We start from the raw sequence: 25,263 nt of genomic DNA, 5'->3' as shown, positions 1-25,263 counted from the left end.
CGCCAAAGTCTCGTTTGGAACCCATCCAGATCCGAAGATCCTTCTCAAGTCCCGCGAGCCTCTGCCGCCCACGTTTCTCTTTCTTCGCTATTCAGTTGTCAAAGATCAGACACAAAACAGTGTCCCGGGCTCCATCACCATCGGCTTCAGCCCGACGAGGTTCGCTCACGCGGCTCGCTTGAATGTCGTCCAACTCGCGGATCACAAGAGCGAAGCTCTTCGCCGCCAGCAGCGCCGCCGCCGTCGTTGGTGAGGCGTATATAGGCCCCACTCCCCAACCATGTCAACGACATTTTGCAGGATTTTTTCGCCCCAATGAACTTTTTCCCGCCTGCCCAAACCTTGCGCAAAATCAAGGCCATGGTCGAAAAATGGGCGGACGGGGAACCGGGTCGAAAGCTGCCTCTAGGGAAGCCAAAAGCTCCCCCGCAGTGAAGGGCTTCTAAGGCGCCTTCCCAGCCCTGAAACTGCGACGGGAGCAGGACGACCCCAGCTCAGATGCGATACCTCGAGCATGGAGACGCACGCCTAGGTGCGGGATGGATCTTTAGCGAGGACGCCGTGAGACCGCCTCCCGCGACTTCACAACCCGTCTGAGACCGCCCCACATATATAGGGAGAGCGATGATGAGGACCTTTTACCGGAGGCGCTTGACGGTGCCACCACTGTTCGCGAGCGTTCAGCTACCCCACCTTCCAGCGACCACACGAAACGCTATTCATCGCCTGTTGGGCATCGGGTTCCCGCGAGGAACCATGCCAACTGCTTCTGGTTTTGATCAGGACCTGCTGATAAAAGGCCGGTGGAGACCTTTTGAAGATGCGACACACGGCAACTCTCTTCGCCACCTTTCTCGCGTTCGGCCTTGCCGGCTGCGTGCGCACGCCGGACGGTAGCCTCGAGCCGCGCTACGTCCCGGAAGTGAAATCGGTCGGCAAGGTGCCTGTGGTTGCGCTGAAGCCGAACCGCCAGGAGCCGGAACAGATCTTCCCGCGCCGCCCGGCATCCGCTCCGCCACCGCAGCTGGTGGAGGTGCCGGATGCTGCAGTGCGACGCAGGCCGGTGAGCCGTGTCATGCCACCGCCACCACGCGAGGAAACCGTGACCTGCCGCCAGGTGCAGAGTGCCGACGGCCGCGTGCGCATGGACTGCAGCTGATCCGTCAGGCATGCAGTTGATGCATGCCTCGCATGATAAATGTTGCGTTGCACAATCGTCAGCCACGGACTACATAAGGGTCATCAACGTTCCTCCTCCTCCCAGAACGTTGATGACGAATGCAGCGATCCTCCTCCCTCGTTGCATTTCAGATTGAGCCCGCCGATCCTCCTCCCTCGGCGGGCTTTATCTTTTTTTCTGGCGCCGCTTAACGCGCCTGAGAAAAAATTCCTCCCGGCCCTTTCATAATTCGTTAACCCTACCCATATAGGGTTCAACACATCGCCGCCGGCCTGACCACGGATGTACTGGCAGGTCGTCGAGGCGCTGGGACTGGCAATGAGCCGGTCGATGAGAAGGTCGGGTCTTTCCCGGCCTTTTTCTTTGCGCCCCGCTCAGGCCTGCGACCCTCGCGGAACCAAGCCATTCCCCGCCCGTTCCTGCCTCATCTTGCCAACCATGATGACACGGAGCCTGCCATGGCATTTTTCTCGCACGACCAAACGCCCGGTGACGTCCATGAAGAGATTGCGGCCCTGCGGCGGGACCTGGCGCGACTCGGTGCCGCCCTGTCGAAGCAGGGCGCGGCAACGCTGAGGGATACCGGCGAGCGCACCTATGATTTCGGCAGTGAGCTCGCCGAGCGCGCCGTTGCCGCGCTGCCCTCGCTGCGCCGGCGCGCCAGCATGCTGGAAGATTCCATCCGGGAAAATCCAGGCCGTTCGGCAGCCATTTTGGGACTTGCTGCGCTTACGGTTGCAGCTGCGGTGCTTTTCTCGGGAAGCAGCTCGCGACGGTAAGCATCCTGTTGCGGCAGAAGGGCGTTCTACTTGCGCTTCCGGCGGGACCATACTGGCAAACTGCGACAAATTGGACGCCTCACTTGCGCGGCGACTTAGCCGATCCCAGATACAGCACATCAGCTTTCTTTCCTCCTCCGGATTGCTGATTTGGACGGCTGTCCCTCCCCGGCCGTTTCCCGCAAAAAACCCGCTGCTTCCCCCGGCAGCGGGTTTTTCTTTGCCTCGGCCAAGTGCCGGAAATCGCGGAGGATTCTCTGCGCCGGCCCCGGTCGTATACAGGCGTCAAAGAATCACAGTCTCCACAACACGTTGCATTTAATAGGAAAAAATGATCTGATTGAATGATCATTCAACAAATTCGGATGCCGCCATGAGCCACCCGCTGCGTGACGTACGGATTCCGAGGAACTGGGACCGCAGGGGCCTGTCAGCCTGGAGCTATCACAGCCAGGCCCTGTTCGAGCTTGAGCTCGAGCATGTGTTCCGCCGCCACTGGCAGATTGCCGGGCACATCTCCGACATTCCCCAAAGTGGCCACTACTTCACCTTCGACATCGCCGGCGAGCGGGCGCTGATCCTGCGCGGCAGGGATGGCGTCGTGCGCGCCTTTCACAACATGTGCCGGCACCGCGGCAGCCGGGTGGTGGCGGACGAGCGCGGCCATTGCCGCAACGCCCTCGTCTGTCCGTTCCATGGCTGGGTCTACAATCTAGACGGGACATTGCGCGGCGCCGCGCAACCCGCGACCTTCCCGGACCTCGCCCATGAGGCATTCCGCTTGAGGCCGCTCGATCTCGAAATCTGGATGGGCTTCATCTTCGTCCGTTTCAAGGAAGGGCCGCAGCCTGCGGTGCGCGAGCTGATGCAGCCCTTCGCCGAGGAGTTTTCGCACTACCGGCCGGAGACGGTTGTGCCAGCAAACGGCTTCTGGACGCAGGTAAGCCCCGTCAACTGGAAGTCGGTGCGCGACGTCGACAATGAGGGCTACCACGTCGCCATGGCGCATCCCGCGCTGCAGGATCTCTACGGCACGACCTACTATGACGAGCCGTTCGTCAACGGCGTCTCGCGCTCCTATGCGAGCTACAATCCGCATGCGGGCCGGCGCTGGAGCGTGCGCCACTATGTGCGCATCGCCGAGGAACCGGAGCACCTGCCGCCTGACCTGAAGAAGGCCTGGGTCTATTACGGGCTGTTTCCCAACGCGGTGATCGCGACGACGCCGGAGTCGATCCAGTTCTACCAGGAAGTGCCGCTGTCGCCGTCACGGACGATGCTGCGCGGGGCGATCTACCATTATCCGAACGAGACGCGGCGGGCGCGCGCGGCGCGCTATCTTGCCTCACGCATCGACCGCGACACCACGGCCGAGGACGTGCAGCTCACCATCTGGTCGAACGAGTCGATGCTGTCACGCGCCTTCGAAGGGTTTTTCCTCTCCGACCTCGAATATGGCGTACGCACCCACCACGACCACCTGCGCAAGGTCCTGCCGGTGCTGGATCAGGAAACCGCACCGCCGGAGGAGGAAATGGCAGCGCTCAATGCCGCGCTGCTGGCCGCCACCGCGTCATGATCCGGCGTAGGCACGTCCGGCATGATCGCTTGGCGCGAGCGTCAGCAGCCAGGCAAAGGCAGCAAGCGAGACCAGCCCCGGCACCAGCCACAATGGCGACTGGCCGTTGCGCAGCCAGGCCCAGAACGCGAAGCAGCCGGCGATCTCCGCCAGCGCGGCGCCGAAGTAGATCGCATAGGCGGCAAGCGTGGTCATGCGCATGTCCATGGAAGTTGCGGGCAGGAACGCGCATGCTTGCGCGAGCCGGCCGAAATGGTCAACGCTGGCGCAAAGCGGAGGCGCACATGCTGATACGTGAAGAAAACAAGGGAGACGTCGCCGCGATCCGCGCGATCACCGAGGCGGCGTTCGAGAACCATCCCCACAGCATTCAGACGGAGGGCCGCATCATCGGCGCCCTGCGCGAGGCGGGCGCGCTTGCGCTGTCGCTGGTTGCCGAGGACGGGGGCAAGGTGATGGGGCACGTCGCCTTCTCTCAGGTGACGATCGAGGATGTGGCAGGCGACTGGTATGCGCTTGGCCCCGTCTCGGTCGCACCCGCCCTGCAGCGCATGGGCATCGGGGGTGCGCTGATCCGCCAGGGGCTTGAGCGGCTGAAGCAGGCGGGCGCGGCAGGCTGCATTCTCGTGGGGGATCCGGCCTATTACCGCCGCTTCGGCTTCGTCGCGGACAACGACCTTACCTGGCGCGACCTGCCAAAAGGCTACCTGCAATATTTGTCGTTCTCGGGCGACGTGCCGCGCGGCGAGGTCCGGTTTCATCCGGCCTTCGATGTCGCGTGATCAGCCCTGCCAGAGCCCTTCGCGGCGCAGGTCTTCCATCGTCCGGCTGATTCCCTCGCGCAGAATCGCGACCATGTCGTCGACCTGGCTGCGGTTAATGATCAGCGGCGGCGACATCACGCACATGTGGATCAGCGGCCGCACCAGCAGGCCGAGTTCATGACTGTGGGCATCGATCCGCTTGCCGACCTCCATGTCGAGCGCGAGCGGATTGCGGCTTTCGCGATCTGCGGCGCATTCGACGCAGGCCATCAGGCCGACCCCGCGCACCTCGCCGACCAGGGGCAGTTCCTCCAGCGTCTTCAGCTGCGCCTGGAAGTAGGGACCGACGGCACGAACATGCTCGAGCAGACCATCCTCGAGCAGGTCGAGGTTCTTGAGGGCCGCCGCGCAGCCGATCGGATGGCTGGAATAGGTCAGGCCATGCGCGAACATCGCATCTGCATGATCGGAGCTGCGGATCGCCTCCATCAGGGCCGATGAAATGACGACACCTCCAAGAGGAAAGTAGCCGGAGGTCACGCCCTTGGCGAAAGTGATCATGTCGGGCTCGATGCCGAACACATCCTTTGACGCGAAGACGTGGCCAAGGCGGCCGAAGGCGGTCACCACCTCGTCGGCGATGAACAGGATGTCGTTCTGCCGGCAGAGCTCGCGGACACGCGGCAGATAGCCCTCAGGCGGGAGAATCACACCGCCCGATGCCATCACGGGCTCGGCAACAAAGGCGCCGATCCGCTCGGCCCCGACGCGTTCGACAGTACGGGCAAGCTCGTCCACCAGCTGGTCGCAGAAGGCTTCGACGCTCATGCAGGCGGCCCGGCGAAACGGGTTGGGACAGGAGAGCTTGATGACGAGGTCATCGGCACCATCCATCCAGTCGCGGTCGCGCGGCCGTCCGTTGAGCGAGGCAGAGAGATATGTCGAGCCGTGATAGGCGTCCTCGCGGCTGAGGATCAGCTTCTTCTCCGGCTTGCCGCGGACATTGTTGCAGAATTGCATGAAACGCAGCGCCGTCTCGACCGCCGACGAGCCGCCGGTCGTGAAGAAGACATGGTTGAGGTCGCCCGGCGCATGTTCGGCGATCCGTTGCGCCAGCCTCGCGGACTGCTCGTTCATCGTGTACCAGGGCGAGTTGTAGGAAAGGCTCATCGCCTGCTCGTACATCGCCTCGGCAATCTCGCGCCGGCGATGTCCGACATTGGTGCACCACATGCCGGCCGGCCCGTCGATCAGCCGACGGCCCTCGCCGTCGGTGATGTAGATGCCGTCACCCTCGCCAATCAGGCCGCGCGCTTCCGCACCGATCGAGCCTGCCACCGGCCAGGGCTGGATGAGATGATCGCGCGCCGCGAGCCCCACATCCGGCCGTTCGTTGGTAACCGGTCTCTGCTGCAACTGCCTCCGGATCGCTGCCATCGCCGTCTCCGTCTGCAAGATTCTGCGCCTTGACCTACAAGTGACGGATTAGGCGCGTCTTTCTGCCAACAAATTGAATGTCCGTTCAGCCAATATCCCAGAGAAAATGCTTGATTTCAACCGCCGACTTCAAGCAACATGCAGAGGACGGAGCGGGCGGCTCCTGCTAGAATGCACAAAAAGAGGAACTCGGGCCATGGCCAGTCTGCATACGCCTGCCACCCATCCAGCGCCGGGCGCACTGTAATGACAGTCGCCGCCGAACGCATTGATGCCATTGTGCACGAGCGGGCGAGGCGGCAGTCATTTCACCAGTCCGAGCAGTTCCGTGGGCTGGCGCTCATCAGCCCGACCTTTCTCTACGCATTCATCTTGTTGCTGCTGCCGATCGTCGTCGTGATCGCGCACTCGTTCTGGACCCAGAACTATCTCACCATCGACCGCACGCTGACGCTGGCGAACTACCGCACGGCGCTGACCGACCCGATGTATCTCGACCATTTGATGCGCTCGCTCGGCATATCGCTGGCCGTCAGCATCGCCACGGTCGTCCTCGCCTATCCCATCGCCTACTACATCTCGTTCCACGGCGGCCGGCACAAGAACCTGTGGCTGTTCGTGATCATGGTGCCGTTCTGGACGAGCTACCTGCTGCGCGTCATGGCGTGGAAGGTGATCCTCGGCTACCAAGGCGTGCTCAATACCGGTTTGATCGGCCTTGGGCTGATCAGCGAGCCGTCGAGCGCGCTGCTCTACAACACGCCGGCGGTGGTCATCGCATTGACCCACGCCTGGGCCGCTTTCGCGATCCTGCCGATCTTCGTTTCGCTGGAAAAGGTCGACCGCTCGCTGCTGGAGGCCGCGCGCGACCTCGGCGACGGGCCCGTCCGCGCCTTCGTGCGCGTGACGCTGCCGCTGTCTATGCCAGGCGTCATTTCGGCGCTGCTAATCGTGATGATCCCGACCGTCGGCGATTACATCACGCCGCGCCTCGTCGGCGGCACCGAAGGCGTAATGATCGCCAACGCCATCCAGACCCAGTTCGGTCGCGCCGCCAACTGGCCGTTGGGCGCGGCGCTCTCCGTCACCACCATGGTCGCCGTCACCGCCGTGGCCGGCCTTGCCGTCCTTGCGCTGCGCGCTCTTGCGAGGGCGATGCGATGACGAGGCGTCCTGCCAGCTGGCTTCCGATTTACGCGGCGCTCTACGTCGCCTTCCTCTACGCCCCGGTGCTGCTGCTGCCGCTGTTCTCGGTCAACAATTCGGCGACGCCAACCCTGCCGCTCGCCGGCTTTACCTGGAAATGGTACCAGCAGCTCGCCGGCAATCGCGAGCTCGTCAGCGCCGCCTGGAACAGCCTTGCGGTCGGCCTCGCAACTGCCGTGCTGGCCACCCTTCTCGGCATCTGCGGCGCGCGTGCCGTCACCCGTTACCGCTTCCGCGGCAAGCGGCCGATGAGCGGACTGATCATGGCGCCGCTGGTTCTGCCTGAGATCATCGTCGCCATCTCGCTGTTGCTGGTCATGCTGGCGTTCGGGCTGAACCTGTCGCTTGTCACCGTCACGCTCGGCCACGTCCTCATCTGTCTGCCCTATTCGATGGTGGTGCTGATGTCCGGCTTTGACGGTTTTGGCCTAAGCCTCGAGGAAGCCTCCGCCGACCTCGGCGAAACGGCGTTCGGCACCTTCCGGCGCGTGACGCTGCCGATGGTGGCGCCCGCAATCCTGTCTAGCCTGCTCGTTTCCTTCACCATCTCGTTCGACGAGTTCATCGTCGCCTTCTTCCTGTCGGGCACCGACCCCACGCTGCCGATCTACATCTGGGGGCAGCTGCGCTTTGCCTCCCGTCTTCCGGCGGTTCTCGCCCTCGGTACGATCATGCTGATCGGCTCGTTCATCTTGGTCACGATCGCTGAAATTCTGCGCCGCCGCGCCGTTCGCCGCACTCAAACCGATGGATGTCTCTTTGTCTGAACGGCCGATGATCGAGCTTCGCAACGTCACGCGCAGCTACGGTGCCTTCAAGGCGCTCGACGCCGCGCAGCTGACGATCCAGGAGGGAGAATTCTTCTCGCTGCTGGGCCCCTCAGGCTGCGGCAAGACCACGCTGCTGCGCATGATTGCCGGCTTCGACACCCCGACCGAGGGCTCGATCCTCATCGACGGGCAGGACATGGTCGGCACCCCGGCCAACCGCCGCCCCACCAACATGGTGTTCCAGAGCTACGCCATCTTCCCGCATCTCAACGTCGAGCAGAACGTCGCCTACGGCCTCAAGCGCCTGAAGCTCAGTCAGACGGAAGAAAAGCGCCGCGTGGATGAAGCGCTCGCAATGGTCGAGCTCCGCGGACTTGGCAAGCGCGCGGCGCACGAGCTTTCCGGCGGCCAGCGCCAGCGTGTTGCACTCGCCCGCGCGCTCGTCATGCGGCCGAAGGTGCTTCTCCTCGACGAGCCGCTGTCGGCGCTCGACAAGAAGCTGCGCGAGCAGATGCAGGTGGAGCTGCGCCACCTGCAGAAGTCGGTCGGCATCACTTTCGTGTTGGTCACCCACGACCAGTACGAGGCGCTCGCCATGTCCGACCGCATCGCGGTCATGTTCGGCGGCAAAATCGCGCAGGTGGACACGCCGCAACACATCTACCAGCACCCGGTGAACCGGCAGGTCGCCGATTTCCTCGGCGGCATGAACTTCATCCGCGCAAAAATCGTCGGCGAGGACGAGCGCGCAATTCTTGTCGAGACTGCCGGCTTCGGCCGCGTGAAGACCGACAAGCCTGGGCATTTCCGCTCCAACGGTGGTTCGGCAACGCTCGGCATCCGCCCCGAGCGCCTGCGCGTCCTTTGGGACGACGAGCAGTCCCGGCACGAAGTCGCCGGCACCGTCGTCGACCGGCACTATTTCGGGGAGGTAACGCATCTCGTTGTCGAAATCCCCGGCTTCGAGGCGCCGCTCTCCGTCATCGAGACCAACAATTTCGGCGCTGACGACATTCCGGTCGGCGCGCCGATCCGCCTTGCCTACGATCCGGATGCGCTGGTCGCGCTCGCCGACTGAACCTTGCGGCGGGGGGCGCTGTTGTGCGAATGACATGCCCCGCACAGGACTTGCCGCATGACCTCACGAGAACTCAAAAAGCAGCTGCGCCTCGAGGCGCTTGCCCGCCGCGACGCGCTTCCCGTTGAATGGCGCATCGAAAAGTCGCTCGACATGGCCGCCATTGCCGACGAACTCGCCATCGAGCCCGGCACCGTCGTATCCGGCTTCTGGCCCATCCGCTCCGAGGTCGACGTGCGCCCAATAATGTACGCGCTGATGGATCGCGGCGCGCGGCTCTGCCTGCCGGCCATCATCGACAAGACCACCATCGTCTTCCGCGAGCTGGTGCGCGGCGCGCCTATGGTCGACATGGGCTTTGGCACCTACGGCCCGGACGAGAGCGCGGAGGTGCTCGACCCAACCGTCATGCTGGTGCCGCTCGCAGCCTTCGACCATCTCGGCGACCGCATCGGCTATGGCGCCGGCTTCTACGACCGCGCGATCAGCAAGCTGCACGCCCGCGGCCTCTACCCGCGCCTCATCGGCATCGCCTTTGACTGTCAGCTGATCGAGGACGTTCCCGACGAGGATCACGACGTAAGGTTGCACGAACTCCTGTCGGAAAGCGGCTTGCGTCGCTTCCCGCTGTCTTTATAGAAAGCTCCATGAGGCTCTTGTTTCTTGGCGATATGGTCGGTCGCGCCGGCCGCACAGCGGTTTGGGAAAAACTTCCCGGCCTGATTTCGGATTTCCGGCTCGACTTCGTCATCGTCAATGGCGAGAACGCGGCGGGCGGCTTCGGCATCACCGAAGAGATTTTCCAGGCAACGATCGCGGCGGGCGCAGACGTAGTCACCACCGGCAACCATGTCTGGGACCAGCGTGAGGCGCTGACCTTCGCGCCGCGCGAGCACCGCTTCATCCGCCCGGCCAACTTCCCGATCGGCACGCCCGGCCGCGGCACCGGCCTGTTCGAGGCCCGCAACGGCGCGCGCGTATTCGTGACCAACATCATGGGCCGCGTCTTCATGCATCCGGAGCTGGACGATCCGTTCCAGGCCGCCGAGCGCGAACTGTCGGATTGTCCGCTGGGCGAGGTCGCCGACGCCGTCGTGATCGACTTCCACGCCGAGGCCACCTCCGAGAAAATGTGCATGGGCCACTTCGTCGATGGCCGCGCCAGCCTGCTCGTCGGCACCCATACGCACCAGCCGACCGCCGATCACCAGATACTCAATGGCGGCACCGGCTACATGTCGGATGCAGGCATGTGCGGCGACTACGACTCCTCGCTCGGCATGGAAAAGGAAGAGCCGCTTAACCGCTTCCTGTCGAAGGTTCCGAAAGGCCGTTTCGAGGCCGCGAGCGGCCCGGCCACCATCTGCGGCGTCGGCGTCGATATTTCCGACCGCACCGGTTTGTGCGAGCGCATCGCGCCGCTGCGCATCGGCCCGCGGCTCGAAGAGACTGTGCCGTCGTTCTGGTAAGCGGACGGGGGCACTCCAATGGCCACCTCCACCCGAAACAACTGCCTGTTCCTGCTCACTCATCCTTTCAATTTCGTCACAATTCCGTTTAGAGTCGCGTCCAACGTCATGACGATAGGGAATCCGGGGCGCGCAGATGGCATTTCTGAAATCGCTGGGAGCTGACGAACTCGTCGCCGACGAGGGATACGATCCCCGAAAGCTCTCCAGCCCGCAGGTTTTCCTGCTTTCGATGCTGATCTTCCTGGCGATTGCAGGCTTTGTTGCGGCAATACTTTACCGACAGATTTCCACCGCCTTCCAAACCAATCCGGGCCTCAACGGCCTGATCATCGGTGTGATGCTGGTCGGCATCCTGCTCGCCTTCGGCCAGGTGCTGCGCCTGTTCCGCGAGGTGCGCTGGGTCAATTCCTTCCGCGCCGGCCATCCAGCCAAGAACCCCGTCCTGCTGGCGCCGATGCAGGCGATGATCGCCCGCTCGTCGACCCGGGTGCTGTCGACCTCGTCGATGCGCTCGATCCTCGAGTCCATCGCCAACCGTCTCGACGAGACCCGCGACATCTCGCGCTACCTCACCGGCCTGCTGGTCTTCCTCGGCCTGCTCGGCACCTTCTGGGGCCTGCTGCAGACCATCGGCTCGATTGGCGACACCATCCAGTCGCTCGATCCGGGCACCGGCGAAACCAACGACGTGCTCGCCATGCTGAAGTCGGGCCTATCGACGCCGCTCGCCGGCATGGGCACGGCGTTCTCGTCGTCGCTGTTCGGCCTGTCAGGGTCGCTGATCCTCGGCTTCCTCGACCTTCAGGCCGGCCGTGCGCAAACGCGCTTCTACACCGAGCTCGAAAACTGGCTCTCTTCCGTCACCGATCCCGACTCGGACTTCGCCCGCGGCCCCAAGGGCGATACCTCGGAGGAGCTGAAGGCGATCTCCGAGCGCATGCGCGCGCTGCAGGAGCACGAGGGCGCCACCAACCCGCGCATTGCCACCTCAATGGCGTCGCTCGCCGACGGTATTGCCGGCCTCGTGAAGAACATGCGCTCCGAGCAGCAGCTGATGCGCGACTGGGTCGAGGCGCAGGCCAACGAGCAGAAGCAAATGCGCCTCACGCTCGACAGGCTTGCCGAGGCCCTGCGCCAGCAGCAGGAGAAGAACTGATATGGCGCTGTCGCGCGGAAGGCGCGGGCAGCGCAGCGTCGATTACTGGCCAGGCTTCGTCGACGCCCTGTCCTCGCTGCTGCTCGCCTTCATGTTCCTCCTGTCGGTGTTCGTCATCGCCCAGTTCGTGCTGTCGCAGGAAGTGTCGAGCCGCGACGAGGTGCTGAACCGCCTGAATTCCCAAATCAACGAGCTCACGCAGCTGCTCTCTCTCGAGCGCTCCAACACTCAGGACCTCGAGGACGCGCTTGCCAACATGCAGGCCTCGCTCGCCGTCGCCGAAAACGAAAAGTCGCGGCTCGAGCAGCTGCTCGCGGCGGGCTCAGGCGCAGGTGCCGAAGCCACCGCCCGCGCAAATGCGCTTGCGGGAGAACTCGACACCGAACGCCAGATCAGCCAGCGGGCGCTGAGCCAGGTCGAGCTCCTCAACCAGCAGATCGCGGCGCTGCGCAGCCAGATCGCGGCCCTCGAGGACGCACTTGAAGCCTCCGAACAGCGCGACCGCGAATCCAACACCAAGATCGCCGACCTCGGCCGGCGCCTGAACGTCGCGCTCGCCCAGCGCGTGCAGGAGCTGAACCGTTATCGATCCGACTTCTTCGGCCGCCTGCGCGAAATCCTCTCCGATCGCGAGAACATCCGCATCGTCGGTGACCGCTTCGTGTTCCAGTCGGAAGTGCTGTTCCCGTCCGGGTCCGACATCATCAACGAGGCCGGGCAGGAAGAGATGCGCAAGCTTGCAGGCGCGATCCTCGAGCTGCAGCGCGAGATCCCGCCGGAGATCAACTGGGTGCTGCGTGTCGACGGCCATACCGACAACGTCCAGCTGTCGGGCTCCGGCCGCTACCGCGACAACTGGGAACTGTCGGCCGCGCGCGCGATCTCGGTTGTGAAGTTCCTGATCGCAAACGGTGTGCCGTCCAACCGTCTGGTGGCCGCGGGATTCGGCGAATACCAGCCGCTCGACAATGCGGATACGCCCGAAGCCCGCAACCGCAATCGCCGCATCGAGCTGAAGCTCACCGAGCGCTAGGGCCATCGCTACCCGCGACGAGGATTTATACGCCGACATGGCCGAAGGCCTGATCTATTGGCAGGACGCATTCAAGCACCGGAACCGTTGAAACATGTCATTTGAAAAGCTCGATTCCCTTGGCCGCCGGCTCCAAGCGCTCGAACACGCGCTCGCAATTCTTGGCGCCGACGAGGCAACGCACATGGCTGTTGGCGGCGGCGAACAGCGCGCCGAGGCAATGGCGACGCTCGCCGGCATGGCCCACCGCATGGCAACCGCCTCTGAAGTCGCGGACTGGATCGAGGCAGCCTCCAACGAGGCGCTGAACGAGGATCAGGCAGCGGCGCTGCGCGAGTTCCGCCGCGTGCACACCAACCTCACCTGCCTGCCGCCGGAGTTCGTCGAGCGCCAGACGCGCACCCGAATGCGCTGCGAGCAGCTGTGGCGCGACGCCCGCGCGAAGAACGACTGGGCGACGTTCCAGCCGGCGCTCGAAGGCGTCGTCGCCATGGTCCGCGAGGAGGCGCAGATGCGCGCCGACGTCCTCGGCCTCGCGCCCTACGACGCGCTGATGGAGCAGTACGATCCCGGCAATCGCGTGGCCGACATCGCGCCGGTGCTGGAGGAGCTGAAGACCTTCCTGGTCGACTTCGTCCCGAAGGCGCTGGCAGTACAGGAGGAACGGCTGGCTAAGCGGCCGCTGCGCGCGCTCTCCGGCTCCTACCCGGTCGAGAAGCAGCGTGAGCTCGGCCTCGCGATGATGGCCGCCGTTGGCTTCGACATCACCCGCGGCAGCCTGTCGGTCTCGCACCATCCGTTCTGCGGCGGCGTACCGACCGATGTGCGAATCACCACCCGCTACCGCACCGACGAGTTCCTGTCGTCGCTGATGGGCATCCTGCACGAGACCGGCCACGCGCTCTACGAGCAGGGCCTGCCGCAGGAATGGGCGCACTGGCCGCTCGGCAAGGCGCGCGGCATGGCGATCCATGAAAGCCAGAGCCTGTTCGTGGAGAAGCAGATTGGCCGCAACCCCGCCTTCTGGCGCTGGGCACTACCCGTCGTAGAACGCCATCTCGGCGAGGCCTGGAGGCTGGACGACATTCTTCCGCACGTCCACCGCGTCGAACGCGGCCTGATTCGCGTTGACGCCGACGAGGTCACCTATCCGCTGCACGTCATCCTGCGTTTCGAACTCGAGCAGGAGCTGATCGCCGGCAAGCTGGAAGTCGCCGACCTGCCTGATGCGTGGGACGCGCGCATGCAGAGCTATCTGGGCCTCTCGACCATCGACAACCCGGCCGACGGCCCGATGCAGGACGTCCACTGGCCGAGTGCCGCGTTCGGCTATTTCCCGTCCTACACGCTCGGCGCCATGATCGCCGCGCAGCAATGGGCGGCGATCGAACGCGAGCATCCGGGCGTCGAGGAAGAGTTCGCCAAAGGCAACTTCGAGACCGTCAACGCATGGCGGCGTGAGCGCATCTGGTCGCAGGGCTCGCGCTTGTCTACGCCAGAGCTGATCGAGAAGGCGACCGGGGAGCCGCTCAACGCGGCGCACTTCCGCCGCCATCTCGAGCGCCGCTACGGCACGGCCTGAGTTCTGGACCAGCACCATTCCCTTGATGCCGGCGCCCATCCGGCCAACACTGGCCCGGACGCCAGCATCAAGGGAGAAGCTTTGTGACGCTGACCAACCAGGACATCGAGGATCTTGTCGCCTTCCGCCGCGAGCTTCACCGGCACCCGGAAATCTCCGGCGAGGAGGAGCAGACGGCAAAGCGCGTCGTCGCCTTTGTCAGCGAAACGAAACCCGACCAGATCCTGACGGGTCTCGGCGGTCACGGCGTCGCCACAGTCTATGACAGCGGCAAAGAAGGCCCGACGCTGCTTTTCCGCTCGGAAACGGATGCTCTGCCGATCGAGGAAATCTCGTCCGCGTCGCATCGTTCGACCGTTCCAGGCAAGTCGCACATGTGCGGCCATGACGGCCACACCGCGATTCTTGCTGCACTCGGGAGGCAGTTCGGCCGCGAGCGCCCGGCGCGCGGCCGGGTCGTGCTGATGTTCCAGCCGGCGGAGGAAACCGGAGCCGGTGCCGCTGGCGTCGTCGCCGACCCGCGCTACGAATCGATACGGCCGGACTTTGCCTTCTCGCTGCACAACCTGCCCGGCACGCCGCTTGGTCACGTGCGGATCAAAGAAGGCGTCGTCAACTGCGCCTCGCGCGGCATGCGCATCGTCCTCGATGGAAAGACCGCTCACTCATCCATGCCGGAAACCGGCACCTCACCGATGCTGGCGATCAGCCGGCTTATGCCGGAACTGGCGAAGCTCGGCGGCGGCAACTTTACCGATGATTACTTTGCCATGGTGACCGTCACCCATGCGGAGATGGGCGAGGCCGTGTTCGGCATCGCACCTGGCCACGCGGAGGTCTGGGCGACGCTGCGCACCCGCCTCGATGACCGGATGGCGGCACTCTGCTCTGCCGCCGAGGAACTTGCGATCGGAATTGCCCGCGAGCACGGGCTGCAGCTGTCGATCGATTATCACGAGATCTTCGTCGCCAGCATGAATGCGCCGGAAGCGGTCGCGCATCTGCGCGCAGCGCTCGATGCCGAAGGCATCACCCATGACGAGGAAGAACTGCCTATGCGCGCCTCGGAGGATTTCGGCATCTTCGGACATAGCGCGAAGTCGGCGATGCTGTTCCTGGGCGCTGGCGTGGACACCTCTGCCCTGCACAATCCCGACTACGACTTTCCGGACGACCTGATTCCGATCGGCTCGCGCATCTTCATGCGCACCGCTCGCAATATCCTGGGCTGACGCCTATTCCGCGGCGCTGTCGAGGAACTCGGCGCCGCGGTCGAACTGCAGGCGAGCAAGGCGCGCATAGACGCCGTCCTGCCGCACCAGGCTCTGGTGTGTGCCTTCCTCGACGATCCGCCCCTCGTCCATGACCAGGATCCGGTCGGCCTTCAGCACGGTCGCCAGCCGGTGGGCGATGACGATGGTGGTGCGGCCCTTCATCAGCCGCTCCAGCGCGGTCTGCACCAGCGTTTCGCTTTCGGCATCGAGCGCGGAAGTTGCTTCATCGAGCAGCAGGATCGGCGCGTCGCGTAGGATGGCGCGGGCAATCGCCACACGCTGGCGCTGGCCACCGGAGAGGGTCACGCCACGCTCGCCGAGCTGCGTGTCGTACCCGTCCTCAAGCTGTGAGATGAACTCGTCGGCATGCGCATCCTTTGCTGCCCGCTCGATCGCCGCGCGGTCTGCACCGGGACGGCCAAAGGCGATGTTTTCGGCAGCCGAGGCGGCAAAGATTGTTACGTCCTGCGGCACGATCGCGATTCGCTCGCGCACGTCCTCCGGGTCCGCCTGCTTCACGTCGACGCCGTCGACCAGAACCGCGCCCGTGGTTGGGTCGTAGAAGCGCAGCAGCATCGAGAAGACGGTGCTCTTGCCAGCACCCGACGGGCCGACAATCGCGACCGTCTCGCCGGGCTTGATGGAGAAGGAAAGTCCCTGCAGCGTCTGCTGCCCCGGCCGTGTCGGGTAGATGAAGGAAACGTCGCGGAACTCGACCGCGCCGCGCGCGGGCTTCGGCAGCGGGATCGGATTGGCGGGCGCTCGGATCGCCGGCTCCTCATCGAGGAGTTCACCCAGCCGCTCGGCGGCACCGGCAGCCTGCGAGAGCTCGCCCCACACTTCCGAAAGCGCGCCGAGCGCACCGGCGGCAAACACCGCATAGAGCAGGAACTGGCCGAGCGTGCCGGCCGAAATGGCGCCCGACAGCACATCGTGCGAGCCAATCCACAGCACGGCGACAACCGAGCTGAACACGGTGACGATGGCAAAGAAGGTCAGGAACGAACGCGCCAGCACCGACGACTTCGCCGCATTGAATGCGGCCTCGACGGCGTTCGCAAACCGCTCGGTGACCAGCACCTCGTTGGTGAAGGCTTGCAGCGTACGGGTCGAGCCAATCTGTTCGGCTGCGTAGGCGGTCGCTTCGGCAAGCGTATCCTGCGCATAGCGCGAGCGGCGGCGCACCGAACGCCCGAAGGCAACCAGCGGCAGCACGACGATGGGAATGACTGCAATGACGATGCCGGAGAGCTTCGGGCTCGTGACGACCATCATCGCCATCGCGCCAAGGCCCATGATGAGGTTGCGCAGCGCCACCGACGCGGTTGCCCCCACGGTGGACTTGATCTGGGTGGTGTCGGCCGTCAGCCGCGAGACGATCTCGCCCGACTGGGTGCGATCGAAGAACGCCGGCGACAACCGCGTCACATGCGCGAAGACGTCGCTGCGGATGTCAGAAACGACGCGTTCGCCGAGCGTGATGACGAAGAAGTAGCGCATGGCCGATGCCGCCGCGAGCAGCACCGCCAGCACAATCAACATCGAGAAATAGCTGGTGATGAAGGCCGAGTTGGAATCGCTGAACCCGTGGTCGATCATGCGGCGCACGGCAAGCGGCAGCGTCAGCGTCGTCAGCGCCGCCATCAGCAGCGAGATGCCCGCGCCAATGACGAGACCGCGATAGCGGAACATATAGGGCAGGATGCGGCGCAGAGGGTTCAGCGTGCGTGTGCGCCGTGTGCCGTCTCGTCCGTTATCGGCCATTTCTTCATCCTGATTTCCGCTGGGCGCCGAATTTCCGACGACTCCACTTGTGAATTCGTGCTGGCTCCTGTATAGGCCAGCCGACCGTTTTTGAAGCTGTGGCACTCAATAGCTGCGGCTTCAGGTTTTGACAGTGGGCGCATCGCCGCAGCGTAGCGCCGCAGAACGCCCATAAGCCAGGACGACACCGATGAAAGCTGATATCCATCCCGATTACCACACCATCAAGGTCGTCATGACCAATGGGACCGAATACTTCACCCGCTCCACCTGGGGCAACGACGGTGACACGATGAACCTCGACATCGACCCGAGCACGCATCCGGCGTGGACGGGCGGCACGCAGACGCTCGTCGACCGTGGCGGCCGCGTCTCGAAGTTCAAGAAGCGTTACGAAGGCCTCGGCATCTAAGCCAGCGCCTGTTCAGGACGAAACGAAGAGCCCGCCTCTCGGCGGGTTTTTTGTTGTCGAGCTCTGGCGGAACCCTTGCACGCTCCTCGCCGTTCGACTCCCGGTGAAAGGAGTTTCGCCATGAACTATCCGGACATGGCTGCCGGTATGGTCTGCGGGATCGTGGTGGGGATGGCGATCGGAATCTCGATCGGGAACATCGCGGTCGGCATTGCGATCGGTATCGCACTTGGCGCCGCGCTTGGCCGATGCTGGGGCCACTACCACGATCACTGAGCCCAGACACAGCCTGAAAAAGAAAATGCACGCGGAAGCCGGGCTCCCGCGTGCATTGTCAGATGAATTTCGTCGCTCTGCAGCTTAGGCGCTGAGCTTTGCCATGGTCGCGTCGTCGACCTCGAAGTTCGCGTAGACGTTCTGCACGTCGTCATCATCCTCGAGGGTGGCGATCAGCTTCAGGATCGAACGTGCGCGATCCTCGTCCACCGCGGTGTTGGTCTGCGGCTTCCAGATCGTCTTCACCGACTCGGGCTCGCCAAGCGAGGCTTCGAGCGCCGAGGTAACCTCGCCGATGCTCTCGAAGGCGCAGATGATGACGTGGCCATCCTCGTCCGACTGGACGTCGTCGGCGCCAGCCTCGATCGCTGCTTCCATGACCTTGTCCGCATCGCCGGCGGACGCGGGGTAGACGATCTCGCCGACACGGTCCCACAGGAATGACACCGAGCCGGTTTCACCGAGCGAACCGCCGGCCTTGGTGAAGGCGGCGCGGACGTTCGACGCAGTGCGGTTGCGGTTGTCGGTCAGTGCCTCGACGATGACGGCGACGCCGCCCGGGCCGTAACCCTCGTAGCGGACCTCTTCGTAGTTCTCGCCGTCATTGCCAGCCGCCTTGTTGATGGCGCGCTGGATGTTGTCCTTCGGCATGGACTGCGCCTTGGCGTTCTGGATCGCCAGACGCAGGCGTGGGTTCATGGCAGGGTCAGGAACGCCGAGCTTCGCAGCGACGGTGATTTCGCGCGCGAGCTTGGAAAACATCTTCGAGCGCACAGCATCCTGGCGCCCCTTGCGATGCATGATGTTCTTGAATTGTGAATGACCGGCCATGGAACCCCTGTCGACAGCTTTCGCGATGTTTCTGGATGCCGCGCCTTATAGAGAAAAGCCTCGTTGCCGTCCAGACGAGCGCATGAGGCGCCAACTCGCGAAATCGTGACGTTGCGTCAGATTTTTCCCGGTGGTTGCGAATACTCCCGCATGTACCATCACGCTGAATGCAGCCGACCGGAGACCGCTCATGCGCCTCTTGCTTGCAGCAGCATTGTTCATCAGCCTTCACTGCCTGCCGGCAGACGCGCAGGAGGCCGACGTGCCGCCGCCCAGTCGCTGCCTCGCGATCGCTGAGGAGCTTCCCCGCGTCATCTACGCCAACTACTCCGGCTCGCGCGTCCTGAAGGCTGAGGCTCCCGCCGAAGAGGCGGTCACGATCACCTATGCCGGCCACTCGACCTATGTGATCGAAAGCCCCGCCGACGTGCGCGTCGCGACCGACTTCTCCGGCGTCTACGGTAGTGAGCTGTTGCCCCGCGTGGTGACGATGAACCGCGCCCACCGCACCCACTACACGGAAGTTCCGGACGCCCGCATCGAGCACGTCCTGCGCGGCTGGAACCCGGAGGGCGGCCCTGCCCGCCACGCTCTCACCGTCGATGACGTCTACATCCGCAACGTGCCGACCGACATCCGCTCCTTTGGCGGCGGCATGATTCCGGACGGGAACTCGATCTTCATCTTCGAGATCGCCAACCTCTGCATCGGCCATCTCGGCCACCTGCACCATCACCTCGCGGACGAGCACTACGCCGCGATCGGCCGGCTCGACATCGTCATGGTGCCGATCGACGGGGGCATGACGCTCTCGGTTGAAGGCATGAGCGAGATCGCGCGGCGGCTGTTCTCCTCGATCATCCTGCCGATGCACCGGCATGCGACGCCGATCGGCGAGTTCACCAGCCTGATGGGCGAAAACTTTGACGTAAGATTCTTCGAAGAGCGCTCGTTCACGGTCTCACGGCGGGATCTGCCTCGCCGGCCGACCATTCTGGTCCTCAGCGGGGTGTGATCATGCTGACGCGCCGTGCCCTGCTCGCCGCGTTCCTGATCACCGCATTGCCGCTCCCGCTTTATGCCGAAGGAAAGCCGAACCTGGCGGACCGCGAAAAACTGTTCCGCGCCCTGCAAACAGCCACCACCGAGCGCGAGGGCCGCATGGCCGAGGACGCTGTCTGGCGCATGTGGATGGCGGAGGCGCCGACGCCCGCGATTACCGAAGCGATCTCCGAGGCAATGCGCCGGCGCGAGTCGTACGACTGGGACGGGGCGCTGGCGATCCTCGACAAGGTCGTGGCAGAGGCGCCGGACTATGCCGAAGGCTGGAACCAGCGCGCCTTCATCCGTTTCCTCAAGCGCGATTTCGAGGGCTCCCTCCAGGACATCGAGCGCACGCTTGCGCTGGAGCCCCTCCATTTCGCCGCCCTGTCCGGCCAGGCGCTGATCCTGATGCAGCAGGGGCGGATCGAGGCAGGACAGGCTGCACTCAGGCGTGCCGTCGAGATCCATCCCTGGCTCAAGGAGCGGACCATGCTGATCCCCGTGCCCGGCGAGGACATGCCAGCCACCGGGCGGGGCATCTGAAAACCTCAGTGGTGCGTGTCTGTCCCGCTTGCCTTGTCGAGCCGCTTCTTACGCCGCGCCAGCATGTTAAGGCCCTCGACCAGCGCCGAAAAACCCATTGCCGCGTAGATGTAGCCCTTCGGCACATGGAAGCCCATGCCGTCCGCAATCAGCGTCGTGCCGATCATCAGGAGGAAGCCGAGCGCCAGCATAACGATCGTCGGGTTCTGCTCGATGAAGCGCGACAGCGGGTTGACGGCAATCAACATGGTGATCACCGCGACGATCACGGCAATGTACATAAGGGCCAGCTCGTCGGTCATGCCAACGGCGGTGATGATCGAGTCGATCGAAAAGACAAGGTCGAGCAGCAGGATCTGAAACACCGCCCCGCCCAGCGATAAGGCGACCTTCTCGCCAAGCATCTGGTCCTTGGTGTCAGTCGGGTCGACCGAGTGATGGATCTCCTTGGTCGCCTTCCAGACCAGGAACAGGCCGCCGGCGATCAGGATCAGGTCGCGCCACGAGAACGGATGACCGAACAGCTCGAACAGCGGCTCGGTGAGGTGAACGATGTAGGCGACGGTCGCCAGCAGCAGCAGCCGCATGATCAGCGCGGCACCAATGCCGAGCCGGCGTGCCATCACCCGATTTTCTTCGGGAAGCTTGTTGGTGAGGATGGAGATGAAGATGAGGTTGTCGATGCCGAGGACAACCTCGAGGACGATCAGGGTAACCAGGGCAACCCACGCGGTGGGGTCCCCCACCCAGTAAAAATGTTCGCCGACGAATTCGAGCATGGGCCGCAATGTCCTCCATCCCTTGCAAAAGTCTGCAAGAGGTAGGGCTGCGGCCCAGCTTCTTCAATGAAGGAGAGCGCGCAGATCGCGCTCCGGGAGCCTGATCAGGCCTTCTTGGCCAGCTGCTGCAGCAGCTGGCGGTGGATCGGCTCGTTGGCGGCGACGATGGTGCCATCCTCGAGCATGTTCTGACCGCCCGAAATGTCGGACGAGAAGCCGCCCGCCTCGCGCACCATCAGGATGCCCGCAGCGATGTCCCACGGCGACAGCCAGCGCTCCCAGTAGCCATCAACGCGGCCGGCAGCGACATAGGCAAGGTCGAGCGATGCGGCGCCGAAGCGGCGGATGCCGGCGGCCTCGCCCATGATGTTCTTGAGCTCGATCAGCGCGACGCCGTGATGGCCGCGGCCGAGATGCGGAATGCCGGTGGTGATGACCGCGTCCGACAGCTTCGCACGCGCGGCAACGCGCAGGCGGCGGTCGTTCATGAACGCGCCGCCACCGCGCTCCGCGGTATAGAGCTCGTCCATTGCCGGGTTGTAGATGACGCCGGCGACGATCTGACCCTGGCGCTCCAGCGCGATCGAGATCGCGAAGATCGGAATGCCGTGCAGGAAGTTGGTGGTGCCGTCGAGCGGATCGACGATCCAGCGGTGCTGGTCATCGTCGCCAGCGACCGTGCCGCGCTCTTCCATCAGGAAGGAATAGCCGGGACGCGCCCGCGACAGTTCCGAGTAGATGATCTCTTCCGCCCTGCGGTCCGCCTGGCTGACGTAATCGCCGGGACCCTTCAGCGAAACCTGGAGGTTCTGAACCTCACCGAAGTCGCGTGCCAGCGACTTGCCGGCCTTCATGGCTGCTTGCACCATGACGTTGATGATCGCCGAACGCGCCATGAACTTTCTCCGAAACCGTCTGTTGCTCGTTCAAAGAGCTGGCGCTCAGCCGTGCGCCGCGGTCATGCCGCGGCGCCAGGCGTGAGCAGTAATCGTATCACCAACGATCAGGCGCGGCTGACGTAGGTGATTTCGTTGGTGTCGATGATGACCTTCTCGCCCGCCGAGATGAACGGCGGAACCAAAACGCGGATGCCGTTCTCAAGCACGGCCGGCTTGTAGGACGACGCAGCCGTCTGGCCCTTAACGACCGGGTCGGCATCGGTGATGGTAAGCGTGACCTGATCCGGCAGCTTGATGCCGATCGGACGGTCCTCGTGCAGTTCGACGGTCACCTTCATGCCGTCCTGCAGGAACGCGGCGCGCTCGCCAACGAAGTCCTTTTCGAGCTCGAGCTGCTCGTAGCTCTCGTCGTCCATGAACACCAGCGCATCGCCCTGCTCATAGAGGAACGTGAAGTCCTTCTGCTCGAGACGGACGCGCTCGACGGTCTCCGCAGCGCGGAAACGCTCGTTCAGCTTGGTGCCGTTGATGAGGTTCTTCAGCTCGACCTGGTTATAGGCGCCGCCTTTGCCAGGCTTCACCGCATTGGTCTTCACCGCCACCCAGAGGCCGCCATCGTGCTCGATGACGTTGCCCGGACGGATTTCGTTGCCGTTGATCTTAGCCATTGCTCGGTTCCGGAATATTGGAGGGGCGCGCCGACGTGCGGGCACGCATCATCGGGTTTCCAAGAACACAAAACGCCCTCAGAGGCAAGAGTAGCCCCATTCAGTTGAGCCTGTTGGCGTCGAGAGTAGCCAGCCGGATTTCCTCCTCGGTCATGCCGTCGAGCTGGTCTTCCATGATCGGGTCGATCAGCCCTGCGCGGCGCGCGCGCAGGTACCACTTCGCTGCCTGGATGCGGTCGGGCTCGACGCCGACGCCGGCACGATAGAGCTTGGCGACACGGTTTTGGGCGGCGGGATTACCCGCGCTTGCCGCGCGCATCAGCCAGCCAAAACCTTCCGCCTGGCCGGCCGCCGTGCCGCTGTGGTCTACCAGCCAGGTGCCGAGCTCGATCTGTGCTGTGTCAAAGCCCTGCTGCGCTGCCTTCTCCAGCCACTCGCGCGCTTCCTTGCCGTTGATCGACTTGCCGTCCAGTCCCTCCGTGCGCACCTGCGCCATCGCATACTGCGCTTCGGGAAGGCCGGCGGTTGCCGCCTTTTCGAGATAGGGTACGGCCTCCGCATAGCCGCGCTGGCCGGGAATGCGCGCAATCGCCATTTGCGCGTAGTTGAACTGCGCAAGGCGGTGGCCCTGATCGGCCGCCTTCTTCATCAGCGTGTAGGCGCGCTCGCGGTCGCGGATCTCCGGCCCGCCATCCAGCAGGATCATCGCCAGCTGGAAGGTTGCCTCCGGCACGTTACGCTCGGATGCCTTCTCGTACCATTCCATCGCCTTGGCGATGTCCGGCTTCACGCCGAGCCCACGCGAATAGATTTCGGCTACGAGCGTTTGCGATGCCGGGTTGCCCGCTTCCGCGAGCGGCGTCGCGAGCCGCAGCGCCGTGAGGTAGTAGCCTCGCTGGTAAGCGGCGTAGGCTACATCCGCCGGGCTCTCGCTGAAGCGGCCCGGATCGACATTCTCGAGCGACGGCGCGGTCACCCGGCCGCCATCAGGCATCTGGGCGGCAGCGGGCGATGCCGCCCATCCGGCCAGTCCCGTCAGAATGATAACGGCTAGACGCTTCAACTCACTCCCCATCCTCGAAACGAGGTGCGCGTTCATCCAGAAGTTCGTTTGCGCGCTTGACCGCCGCTGCCGGGTCGCCACCATCGCCGTAAACCGCGGCAGACAGGGCGACGAAGTCCGCGCCCGTCGCCGCGACCGCGATGACAGATTCAAGATCTGAACCGCCCAGCACGATGCAAGGCAGCTGCACCATCTCCGCCCACCAGCCACCGAGCTTGAGGTTGCGGGGATGCGGCTCTGGCTTGCTGTCGTAGCCGAACCGACCGAAGAACATGTAGTCGGGACGTGCCTCGCCGAGCTCCAGCGCGTCGTCGCGCGTGGTGACGCCCCCGGTGCCCACCATCAGCTTCGCCTGGTGCTTGTCGATCACCTCTTCGAGCGACTTGCGGTTCGTCTCGATATGGATGCCGTCTGCCTTGGCGCGTGCGGCGATGCGCGGATCGCCCGCCACCATCACGGCAACGCCGGCGGCCTGCGCGGCCGGGGCGATCGTCTCGGTGTATTTCTGCAGCGCGTCGTCATCCATGCCCCACTGCGGCAGGATGAGCGAGGCGACATCCCCGCCTTCCAGTGCCGCGAGCAGGCGCTCGGGTGCGGCACCCTCGGGCGCCACAAGGACGATACGGCAGCGATTCGGTATCTCGGTCGGGTTCATGAACTTCCTGCTTCTCGGCCTCAATGGATGGCGATCGTGGTTGGATTTGGGCAGTCACGCATGGGCAGGCAGACAATAGCCCAGCGGAAGGCCCGGCTGCTCCTCCAGTCGTCTTCTCGGGCTTTAGAGCAACGCAACGCCCTCGCCAAGCGTGCGCTTCCGGTCTATGGGTTCGCAAACAACGCAGCGCCCCGCCTCAAATGTATTCCCTGCTCGCTGATCCCTGGTTCTACGCCACCGCCGTTCCGGCCGTGGTGCTCGTTGGTCTGTCGAAGGGCGGTCTGGGCGGCGCGATGGCGCTGATCGGCGTACCGCTGATGACGCTCGTCATCTCGCCAGTGCAGGCGGCGGCGATCATGCTGCCGATCCTGATCGTCATGGACATCGTTTCGCTGTGGTCGTGGCGCGGTCATCGCGACGACCTAACCCTGAAGCTGATGCTGCCTGGTGCGCTGGCGGGCATCGGGATCGGCTGGCTGACGGCAGCGGTGGTGACGGCGGGAGCCGTCCGCCTCATCGTCGGTGTCGTTGCACTCGCCTTTGCGCTGCGCTGGCTATGGCAGAAGCTTCGCTCGATCGAGCACGTGGGCTCACACAGCGCGATCAGGGGCACGTTCTGGGGGGTAATTTCGGGCTTCACCAGCTTTGTTGCCCATGCGGGAGGCCCGCCCTACCAGGTCTACACCCTGCCGCTGCGGCAGACGCCGAGCCTGTTCGTCGGCACCAGCGTCACCTTCTTTGCGATCATGAACGCAGTAAAACTTATCCCCTATTTCGCCCTGGGACAGTTCGACGCAACTAACCTAGCGGCATCAGCTGTGCTCATGCCCCTCGCACCCCTTGCAACACTTGCGGGTGCCTGGATCGTGCGCCGGATCAAGCCCGAAATGTTCTATCCTTTCATGTACACTATGGTGATGATTGTTGGCGCAAAACTGATATGGGACGGTGTTTTCGAACTCTGGGGTTGATGACGGCGTCCTGTCGCCGTACGAGAATCCCCGGCGACAGGAGGGAAT

The 25,263-nt window shown here is 64.1% G+C and carries 27 protein-coding genes and 1 pseudogene; 19 read left to right on the top strand and 9 right to left on the bottom strand.

The annotated features are described in order from the left end of the window. From L630_RS23275 to L630_RS0106100, 4 genes are all read left to right on the top strand, one after another. The coding region (locus L630_RS23275; RefSeq protein WP_210164325.1) for a hypothetical protein at nt 1-253 on the top strand (253 nt) is incomplete at its 5' end. A gap of 561 nt (nt 254-814) precedes the next feature. Continuing rightward, nucleotides 815-1,159, top strand: a complete 345-nt coding sequence (locus L630_RS0106110) for a hypothetical protein (RefSeq protein ID WP_034329483.1) — start codon at nt 815-817, stop codon at nt 1,157-1,159. Nucleotides 1,160-1,638: 479 nt separating this feature from the next. Beyond that, the gene (locus tag L630_RS0106105) at nt 1,639-1,959 is read left to right on the top strand and encodes a hypothetical protein (protein ID WP_024847390.1); all 321 of its coding nucleotides are present in this window, start codon (nt 1,639-1,641) and stop codon (nt 1,957-1,959) included. Between the two features lie 373 nt (nt 1,960-2,332). Continuing rightward, the gene (locus tag L630_RS0106100) at nt 2,333-3,538 is read left to right on the top strand and encodes an aromatic ring-hydroxylating dioxygenase subunit alpha (RefSeq protein ID WP_024847389.1); all 1,206 of its coding nucleotides are present in this window, start codon (nt 2,333-2,335) and stop codon (nt 3,536-3,538) included. A 3-nt stretch (nt 3,539-3,541) separates the two neighbouring features. Here the strand turns inward: L630_RS0106100 and L630_RS0106095 are convergent. Continuing rightward, a pseudogene (locus L630_RS0106095) lies at nt 3,542-3,733 on the bottom strand (hypothetical protein); the annotation flags it as partial. 89 nt (nt 3,734-3,822) lie between these two features. Here L630_RS0106095 and L630_RS0106090 point away from each other — a divergent pair. After that, a complete protein-coding gene (locus L630_RS0106090) occupies nt 3,823-4,320 on the top strand; it encodes an N-acetyltransferase (protein ID WP_024847387.1) in 498 nt (165 codons plus the stop codon). Here L630_RS0106090 and L630_RS0106085 read toward each other — a convergent pair whose 3' ends face one another. After that, complete coding sequence (locus L630_RS0106085; RefSeq protein ID WP_024847386.1) at nt 4,321-5,739, bottom strand: aminotransferase; 1,419 nt, start codon at nt 5,737-5,739, stop codon at nt 4,321-4,323. Nucleotides 5,740-5,985: 246 nt separating this feature from the next. On the opposite strand from L630_RS0106085, the gene L630_RS0106080 reads away from it, so the two are divergent. The 9 genes from L630_RS0106080 to L630_RS0106040 all read left to right on the top strand — a co-directional run bounded on the left by L630_RS0106080 (nt 5,986) and on the right by L630_RS0106040 (nt 15,268). Continuing rightward, nucleotides 5,986-6,903, top strand: a complete 918-nt coding sequence (locus L630_RS0106080) for an ABC transporter permease (RefSeq protein WP_024847385.1) — start codon at nt 5,986-5,988, stop codon at nt 6,901-6,903. Next, the gene (locus L630_RS0106075; protein ID WP_024847384.1) at nt 6,900-7,712 is read left to right on the top strand and encodes an ABC transporter permease; all 813 of its coding nucleotides are present in this window, start codon (nt 6,900-6,902) and stop codon (nt 7,710-7,712) included. The genes L630_RS0106080 and L630_RS0106075 overlap by 4 nt, the downstream gene beginning before the upstream one ends. Nucleotides 7,713-7,719: 7 nt before the next feature. Continuing rightward, nucleotides 7,720-8,793, top strand: coding sequence for an ABC transporter ATP-binding protein (locus L630_RS0106070; RefSeq protein WP_024847383.1), 1,074 nt, complete (start codon nt 7,720-7,722; stop codon nt 8,791-8,793). A 57-nt stretch (nt 8,794-8,850) separates the two neighbouring features. Continuing rightward, entirely contained in the window at nt 8,851-9,432 is a 582-nt protein-coding gene (locus L630_RS0106065) for a 5-formyltetrahydrofolate cyclo-ligase (RefSeq protein WP_024847382.1), read from the top strand. Nucleotides 9,433-9,440: 8 nt separating this feature from the next. After that, nucleotides 9,441-10,262 (top strand): YmdB family metallophosphoesterase, encoded by an 822-nt coding sequence (locus tag L630_RS0106060; RefSeq protein ID WP_024847381.1) that lies wholly within the window; start codon nt 9,441-9,443, stop codon nt 10,260-10,262. 136 nt (nt 10,263-10,398) lie between these two features. After that, nucleotides 10,399-11,421 (top strand): MotA/TolQ/ExbB proton channel family protein, encoded by a 1,023-nt coding sequence (locus L630_RS0106055; RefSeq protein ID WP_024847380.1) that lies wholly within the window; start codon nt 10,399-10,401, stop codon nt 11,419-11,421. A gap of 1 nt (nt 11,422) precedes the next feature. Continuing rightward, the gene (locus L630_RS0106050) at nt 11,423-12,454 is read left to right on the top strand and encodes a peptidoglycan -binding protein (protein WP_024847379.1); all 1,032 of its coding nucleotides are present in this window, start codon (nt 11,423-11,425) and stop codon (nt 12,452-12,454) included. A gap of 94 nt (nt 12,455-12,548) precedes the next feature. Continuing rightward, nucleotides 12,549-14,036, top strand: coding sequence for a carboxypeptidase M32 (locus tag L630_RS0106045; protein WP_024847378.1), 1,488 nt, complete (start codon nt 12,549-12,551; stop codon nt 14,034-14,036). Between the two features lie 83 nt (nt 14,037-14,119). Next, nucleotides 14,120-15,268, top strand: a complete 1,149-nt coding sequence (locus L630_RS0106040) for an amidohydrolase (RefSeq protein ID WP_024847377.1) — start codon at nt 14,120-14,122, stop codon at nt 15,266-15,268. Nucleotides 15,269-15,271: 3 nt separating this feature from the next. Here the strand turns inward: L630_RS0106040 and L630_RS0106035 are convergent, their stop codons facing one another. Beyond that, on the bottom strand, nt 15,272-17,074 hold the full coding sequence (locus L630_RS0106035; RefSeq protein WP_024847376.1) for an ABC transporter transmembrane domain-containing protein: 1,803 nt from the start codon (nt 17,072-17,074) through the stop codon (nt 15,272-15,274). A 190-nt stretch (nt 17,075-17,264) separates the two neighbouring features. Here L630_RS0106035 and rpmE point away from each other — a divergent pair, with 190 nt between their 5' ends. Next, on the top strand, nt 17,265-17,486 hold the full coding sequence (rpmE, locus tag L630_RS0106030) for a 50S ribosomal protein L31 (RefSeq protein ID WP_024847375.1): 222 nt from the start codon (nt 17,265-17,267) through the stop codon (nt 17,484-17,486). A 120-nt stretch (nt 17,487-17,606) separates the two neighbouring features. After that, complete coding sequence (locus L630_RS22780; RefSeq protein WP_156941751.1) at nt 17,607-17,762, top strand: glycine zipper domain-containing protein; 156 nt, start codon at nt 17,607-17,609, stop codon at nt 17,760-17,762. 84 nt (nt 17,763-17,846) lie between these two features. Here the strand turns inward: L630_RS22780 and L630_RS0106020 are convergent, their stop codons facing one another. Beyond that, nucleotides 17,847-18,593 carry a YebC/PmpR family DNA-binding transcriptional regulator gene (locus L630_RS0106020; RefSeq protein WP_024847374.1) on the bottom strand — a complete coding sequence of 249 codons (747 nt, stop codon included), beginning with the start codon at nt 18,591-18,593 and terminating at the stop codon, nt 17,847-17,849. 190 nt (nt 18,594-18,783) lie between these two features. Between L630_RS0106020 and L630_RS0106015 the strand changes: the two genes are divergently transcribed. Both L630_RS0106015 and L630_RS21050 read left to right on the top strand, forming a co-directional pair. After that, nucleotides 18,784-19,608 carry an MBL fold metallo-hydrolase gene (locus tag L630_RS0106015; protein WP_024847373.1) on the top strand — a complete coding sequence of 275 codons (825 nt, stop codon included), beginning with the start codon at nt 18,784-18,786 and terminating at the stop codon, nt 19,606-19,608. A gap of 2 nt (nt 19,609-19,610) precedes the next feature. After that, nucleotides 19,611-20,180 (top strand): hypothetical protein, encoded by a 570-nt coding sequence (locus L630_RS21050; protein ID WP_144704718.1) that lies wholly within the window; start codon nt 19,611-19,613, stop codon nt 20,178-20,180. A gap of 5 nt (nt 20,181-20,185) precedes the next feature. Here L630_RS21050 and L630_RS0106005 read toward each other — a convergent pair whose 3' ends face one another. The 5 genes from L630_RS0106005 to L630_RS0105985 all read right to left on the bottom strand — a co-directional run bounded on the left by L630_RS0106005 (nt 20,186) and on the right by L630_RS0105985 (nt 24,244). Next, nucleotides 20,186-20,959 carry a TerC family protein gene (locus tag L630_RS0106005; protein ID WP_034329479.1) on the bottom strand — a complete coding sequence of 258 codons (774 nt, stop codon included), beginning with the start codon at nt 20,957-20,959 and terminating at the stop codon, nt 20,186-20,188. Between the two features lie 104 nt (nt 20,960-21,063). After that, on the bottom strand, nt 21,064-21,855 hold the full coding sequence (locus L630_RS0106000) for an inositol monophosphatase family protein (protein WP_024847370.1): 792 nt from the start codon (nt 21,853-21,855) through the stop codon (nt 21,064-21,066). A gap of 107 nt (nt 21,856-21,962) precedes the next feature. Further along, on the bottom strand, nt 21,963-22,526 hold the full coding sequence (efp, locus tag L630_RS0105995) for an elongation factor P (protein WP_024847369.1): 564 nt from the start codon (nt 22,524-22,526) through the stop codon (nt 21,963-21,965). A 100-nt stretch (nt 22,527-22,626) separates the two neighbouring features. Continuing rightward, complete coding sequence (locus L630_RS0105990; RefSeq protein ID WP_186441419.1) at nt 22,627-23,589, bottom strand: tetratricopeptide repeat protein; 963 nt, start codon at nt 23,587-23,589, stop codon at nt 22,627-22,629. Between the two features lies 1 nt (nt 23,590). Beyond that, nucleotides 23,591-24,244: a thiamine phosphate synthase gene (locus L630_RS0105985; RefSeq protein ID WP_024847367.1), complete on the bottom strand. Its 654-nt coding sequence runs from the start codon at nt 24,242-24,244 to the stop codon at nt 23,591-23,593. A gap of 200 nt (nt 24,245-24,444) precedes the next feature. On the opposite strand from L630_RS0105985, the gene L630_RS0105980 reads away from it, so the two are divergent. Then, a complete protein-coding gene (locus L630_RS0105980; protein WP_024847366.1) occupies nt 24,445-25,215 on the top strand; it encodes a sulfite exporter TauE/SafE family protein in 771 nt (256 codons plus the stop codon). Nucleotides 25,216-25,263 lie beyond the last annotated feature (48 nt).

Origin of the sequence: Aminobacter sp. J41 (genome assembly GCF_000526635.1) — a bacterium.
Taxonomy (GTDB): domain Bacteria; phylum Pseudomonadota; class Alphaproteobacteria; order Rhizobiales; family Rhizobiaceae; genus Aerobium.
The sequence above is the reverse complement of the archived record's forward strand: the minus strand, read 5'-3'. Positions and strand labels throughout refer to the sequence as shown.

What these genes read in the sequence shown, in the direction of transcription:
- L630_RS0106105 (WP_024847390.1), top strand. Translation starts at nt 1,639, where the DNA reads ATGGCATTTTTCTCGCACGACCAAACGCCCGGTGACGTCCATGAAGAG.
- L630_RS0106100 (WP_024847389.1), top strand. Translation starts at nt 2,333, where the DNA reads ATGAGCCACCCGCTGCGTGACGTACGGATTCCGAGGAACTGGGACCGC.
- L630_RS0106090 (WP_024847387.1), top strand. Translation starts at nt 3,823, where the DNA reads ATGCTGATACGTGAAGAAAACAAGGGAGACGTCGCCGCGATCCGCGCG.
- L630_RS0106085 (WP_024847386.1), bottom strand. Translation starts at nt 5,739, where the DNA reads ATGGCAGCGATCCGGAGGCAGTTGCAGCAGAGACCGGTTACCAACGAA.
- L630_RS0106080 (WP_024847385.1), top strand. Translation starts at nt 5,986, where the DNA reads ATGACAGTCGCCGCCGAACGCATTGATGCCATTGTGCACGAGCGGGCG.
- L630_RS0106075 (WP_024847384.1), top strand. Translation starts at nt 6,900, where the DNA reads ATGACGAGGCGTCCTGCCAGCTGGCTTCCGATTTACGCGGCGCTCTAC.
- L630_RS0106070 (WP_024847383.1), top strand. Translation starts at nt 7,720, where the DNA reads ATGATCGAGCTTCGCAACGTCACGCGCAGCTACGGTGCCTTCAAGGCG.
- L630_RS0106065 (WP_024847382.1), top strand. Translation starts at nt 8,851, where the DNA reads ATGACCTCACGAGAACTCAAAAAGCAGCTGCGCCTCGAGGCGCTTGCC.
- L630_RS0106060 (WP_024847381.1), top strand. Translation starts at nt 9,441, where the DNA reads ATGAGGCTCTTGTTTCTTGGCGATATGGTCGGTCGCGCCGGCCGCACA.
- L630_RS0106055 (WP_024847380.1), top strand. Translation starts at nt 10,399, where the DNA reads ATGGCATTTCTGAAATCGCTGGGAGCTGACGAACTCGTCGCCGACGAG.
- L630_RS0106050 (WP_024847379.1), top strand. Translation starts at nt 11,423, where the DNA reads ATGGCGCTGTCGCGCGGAAGGCGCGGGCAGCGCAGCGTCGATTACTGG.
- L630_RS0106045 (WP_024847378.1), top strand. Translation starts at nt 12,549, where the DNA reads ATGTCATTTGAAAAGCTCGATTCCCTTGGCCGCCGGCTCCAAGCGCTC.
- L630_RS0106035 (WP_024847376.1), bottom strand. Translation starts at nt 17,074, where the DNA reads ATGGCCGATAACGGACGAGACGGCACACGGCGCACACGCACGCTGAAC.
- rpmE (WP_024847375.1), top strand. Translation starts at nt 17,265, where the DNA reads ATGAAAGCTGATATCCATCCCGATTACCACACCATCAAGGTCGTCATG.
- L630_RS22780 (WP_156941751.1), top strand. Translation starts at nt 17,607, where the DNA reads ATGAACTATCCGGACATGGCTGCCGGTATGGTCTGCGGGATCGTGGTG.
- L630_RS0106020 (WP_024847374.1), bottom strand. Translation starts at nt 18,593, where the DNA reads ATGGCCGGTCATTCACAATTCAAGAACATCATGCATCGCAAGGGGCGC.
- L630_RS0106015 (WP_024847373.1), top strand. Translation starts at nt 18,784, where the DNA reads ATGCGCCTCTTGCTTGCAGCAGCATTGTTCATCAGCCTTCACTGCCTG.
- L630_RS21050 (WP_144704718.1), top strand. Translation starts at nt 19,611, where the DNA reads ATGCTGACGCGCCGTGCCCTGCTCGCCGCGTTCCTGATCACCGCATTG.
- L630_RS0106005 (WP_034329479.1), bottom strand. Translation starts at nt 20,959, where the DNA reads ATGCTCGAATTCGTCGGCGAACATTTTTACTGGGTGGGGGACCCCACC.
- L630_RS0106000 (WP_024847370.1), bottom strand. Translation starts at nt 21,855, where the DNA reads ATGGCGCGTTCGGCGATCATCAACGTCATGGTGCAAGCAGCCATGAAG.
- efp (WP_024847369.1), bottom strand. Translation starts at nt 22,526, where the DNA reads ATGGCTAAGATCAACGGCAACGAAATCCGTCCGGGCAACGTCATCGAG.
- L630_RS0105985 (WP_024847367.1), bottom strand. Translation starts at nt 24,244, where the DNA reads ATGAACCCGACCGAGATACCGAATCGCTGCCGTATCGTCCTTGTGGCG.
- L630_RS0105980 (WP_024847366.1), top strand. Translation starts at nt 24,445, where the DNA reads ATGTATTCCCTGCTCGCTGATCCCTGGTTCTACGCCACCGCCGTTCCG.